Origin of the sequence: Alteromonas sp. AMM-1, assembly GCF_047290655.1 — a bacterium.
In the GTDB taxonomy this organism is placed as follows: domain Bacteria; phylum Pseudomonadota; class Gammaproteobacteria; order Enterobacterales; family Alteromonadaceae; genus Alteromonas; species Alteromonas mangrovi.
This window is the reverse complement of sequence record NZ_JBLBUE010000241.1, coordinates 1-3,882: the sequence shown is the minus strand read 5'-3', so window position 1 is coordinate 3,882 and position 3,882 is coordinate 1. Positions and strand designations below refer to the sequence as shown.

At 47.2% G+C, this 3,882-nt stretch carries 3 protein-coding genes and 1 pseudogene; 3 read left to right on the top strand and 1 reads right to left on the bottom strand.

Annotation, left to right across the window (positions count from 1 at the left end; translation table 11 throughout):
* Positions 1–178: 178 nt before the first annotated feature.
* Complete coding sequence (gene tkt, locus ACLR2L_RS19425; RefSeq protein ID WP_413370572.1) at positions 179–2,173, bottom strand: transketolase; 1,995 nt, start codon at positions 2,171–2,173, stop codon at positions 179–181.
* Positions 2,174–2,385: 212 nt separating this feature from the next.
* On the opposite strand from tkt, the gene ACLR2L_RS19420 reads away from it, so the two are divergent.
* From ACLR2L_RS19420 to ACLR2L_RS19410, 3 genes and pseudogenes are all read left to right on the top strand, one after another.
* Complete coding sequence (locus ACLR2L_RS19420; RefSeq protein ID WP_413370570.1) at positions 2,386–2,793, top strand: VOC family protein; 408 nt, start codon at positions 2,386–2,388, stop codon at positions 2,791–2,793.
* A gap of 135 nt (positions 2,794–2,928) precedes the next feature.
* Positions 2,929–3,252: pseudogene (locus ACLR2L_RS19415) on the top strand (SPFH domain-containing protein); the annotation flags it as partial.
* A 77-nt stretch (positions 3,253–3,329) separates the two neighbouring features.
* The coding region (locus ACLR2L_RS19410) for a phage integrase SAM-like domain-containing protein (protein WP_413370568.1) at positions 3,330–3,882 on the top strand (553 nt) is incomplete at its 3' end.

Below are 3,882 nucleotides of genomic sequence, written 5' to 3'. Positions count from 1 at the left end.
TAGGTGTCCACCGCTCTTTGTTGCATGCTCTTGATGCAGAACCACTGCACCTGCGAACATGCGCCGCGATCGCTGAACACCTAGAACGAACAAAATTAATACAGCAAAGATCAACACGCCCTAATAACAAAGCCCCGGACGTTTTATACGTGTCGGGGCTTTTTATGAGTAGGATTGATTAACCCAGCAATGCCTTGGCTCTGGCAACCACGTTGTCTACTGTGAAGCCAAAGTGTTTCAGTAGCGCACCGCCCGGGGCTGATTCGCCAAAGGTTTGCATGCCAACTACGTCGCCGTCTAATCCCACATACTTATACCAGAAGTCGGTATGTGCCGCTTCGATGGCCAGTCTGGCAATACCTGAAGGCAGTACGCTTTGCTTATACGCTTTAGACTGCGCGTCGAATTGCTCTGTACTTGGCATAGACACTACGCGCACACCCACACCCTGCTCGCCCAGAGCGGTTGCCGCATCAACGGCTAATTGAACTTCAGAACCCGTCGCAATCAACACGACATCGGCTTGGCCCACACAATCTTTCAGTACATAGCCGCCTTTTGCCACATCAGCCAATTGACTCTCACTGCGTGCCTGCGTCTTGGTACCCTGACGCGTAAAGACTAAAGCGCTTGGGCCCTCTTTCTTCAGCAGTGCCTGACGCCAGGCTTCAGCCGACTCAACTGTGTCACACGGACGCCAGGTAGTCAGATTTGGCGTTAAACGTAAGTTAGCCAGTTGCTCGATCGGCTGGTGCGTTGGGCCATCTTCGCCCTGACCAATAGAGTCGTGGGTGTATACAAAAATGGATTTTGCTTTCATTAACGCTGCCATACGCACCGCGTTGCGCGCGTATTCCATGAACATCAGGAAGGTCGCGCCAAAGGGGATAAACCCGCCGTGTAAGGCAATGCCATTCATAATGGCACTCATGCCGAATTCACGAACGCCGTAGAATACATAGTTACCAGCTGCATCGTCCTGAAGACCTTTCGCCTGTGGCCAAAGTGTCAGGTTAGATCCCGCCAAATCCGCTGAGCCACCCATGATTTCCGGTAGCTGATTGGCAAAGAAACCAATCGCATTTTGCGATGCTTTGCGAGTGGCCATGTCCTGCATATCGGCCTGACACTTTCGCACAAATGCATCGGCTTTTTCGTTGAAATCTGCTGGCAACGCCTGGTCGATTACCCGACGCTTGAAAGACTTAGCCAGTTCAGGGTACGCCGCCGCGTATTCTTTAAACAGCTTATTCCACTGCGCTTCAGCCTGACTGCCTTTTTCGTTTGCATCCCACTGAGCGTAAACATCTTGTGGTACTTCGAATGGCGCATAGGGCCAATCCAACTGCTTACGCACTTCTGCCACCTCAGCATCCCCCAGTGGAGAGCCATGGCAATCGTGACTACCCGATTTATTGGGCGAGCCAAAACCAATCACAGTTTTACAGCAAATCAGGGTGGGTTTATCAGTAACCGACTGAGCCACTTCAATGGCGGCTTTCAGCGCCACTTCATCATGTCCGTCAATATCTTTAATCACATGCCAGCCATAAGCCTCAAAGCGCGCCGGGGTATTATCGGTAAACCAACCTTCAACGTGCCCGTCGATAGAGATACCGTTGTCGTCCCAAAACGCCACCAACTTGCCCAAGCCCAGCGTTCCCGCCAGCGAGCATGCCTCGTGAGAAATCCCTTCCATTAAGCAGCCATCGCCCAGGAAGCAGTAGGTATAATGATCGACCAACGGAAAGCCTTCGCGGTTAAACTGCCCCGCCAGCGTTTTCTCGGCTATCGCCATGCCCACTGCATTCGCAATACCCGCGCCCAGAGGCCCTGTTGTGGTTTCTACGCCTTCGGTATAACCATATTCAGGGTGGCCCGGCGTTTTCGAATGCAACTGACGAAACTGTTTTAATTCGTCGATTGGCAAGTTGTACCCACTCAAATGCAACAGTGCATATTGCAACATGGAGGCATGGCCGTTCGACAGTACAAAACGATCGCGGTTTGCCCACTTTGGATTGGCGGGATTGTGCTGATAAAACTGTTGCCACAACACAGTGGCAATATCGGCCATGCCCATGGGCGCACCAGGGTGGCCTGATTGTGCTTTTTGAATTGCATCTACTGCCAGCATGCGGATGGCATTGGCAGAGCGTTGAAATGTAGACATACGTCACTCACCTTTAATTACTATTATAGTACAAATGATAATGTGAACTGTGTGTTAAACACAACCGCAATATGAAAAAAGCTGAAAAAAGCTGTCAAAAGCAGGCTATATCCCAGGAAATGTACTTTTCATACTTTTCCAGCTCTAGGTAATTCGTTATGTTAGTCAAAACGTTAGCCAACACGTCGTGCAAATTTCAGGAGTGACCTAACATGGCCGAAAGAAGACAGAGTATCAATGCAGTTGGCCTTCTGGTACGTGATTACGATGAAGCCATTGCGTTTTTCACTGAAAAGCTAAACTTTGACTTACTGGCCAATGAAGCCCACGACAGCGGTATTCGGTGGGTACTATTGCATCCGCCGGGTCTGTCCAATACCGGCATCATGCTGAACCTGGCGCACAGCCAACTGGATGAAATCGTGGTGGGAAAACAAGCTGGCGATCAGGTGTTGTTCGTCATGCAAACCGATGATTTCTGGCGGGACTATAAAAGCATGCAAAGCAAGGGCGTTACCTTTATCGAAACCCCGCGCGATGAAGCATACGGCACGGTAGCCATATTCGAAGACTTATATGGTAACAAATGGGATCTATTGCAGGTTAAAGAAGAGGAGTAACCCTTTAACAATGCCACCGCTTTCCAGCGTAAACGCGCTTTAAGTGCAGTAGAGATTGTTTATATCAATCAATATCGTATATGCTTCAACTGCCTGCCCTGTTCCAGGGCAATTACAATTAAGAGGATGTTGAGCATGGAAGTATTACTCGATTTTTTAGTAACTCCCCAGTTATTTTTACTGGTGCTGGTGGTGATTGTACTCAAAATCTCCATCAAATTTGTACCGCAAAACCGCGCCTTCGTCATTGAGCGATTCGGTAAATACCAATCCACCAAAGAAGCAGGTTTAAACTTTATTTTTCCGTTTATCGACCGCGTTGCCGCCGACCGCTCGTTAAAAGAACAGGCCGTAGACGTGCCTGAACAAAGTGCTATTACCAAAGACAACATTTCACTGCATGTAGATGGCGTGCTGTACTTTCGCGTCCTCGACCCATACAAAGCCACTTATGGCGTATTATAGACATATAGATAAAGTACTGATATTTTCTAAAGCATATCAAACTTCTCTATTTAGCTTATGCTTGGAATATTTTGCTTCAACGTTACCTACTAAAAGATTATAAACATGCCTCAATACCAAAAAATATTGAATGTCTCCTAGAGAAAGACGGCACACCATTTGCTCCTGCCTGCTTTTACCTTTGGCATGTAAAATGTATCAATCATGCAACAGATAATACCTGCAAAGCTCACGCTAATCAGATTAAGCAATTTTTAAATCATTTACGTCTCTATGAAATTGAACTGTCCGATGTAAACAGTGAAGTAATGCAAAAGTACTTGTATGGAGTGCTGTTCATTCAAAAAAAATTGAGCAGAAATACAATTTCAATACATTCTTCAGCGTTAAAGGCTTTCTTCGAGTTTTGTATGGAGCGTAGTTTCATCAAAGAGCGTGATATCGATTTCAGTACTGTCAGTGATGAACAAGGTCTAGATGAATCCCGATTTCAGATAATAAGTGCGACATTCATGGAAAGGTGTAGAAGAGGAGGCCAACTGCTAAAAGTGGTACGCTCTTCTCGTCAAAGAAACAAGCAGTACTACCATGAATTATCAGCAGTTGACCGAGGGCAGAAGATAT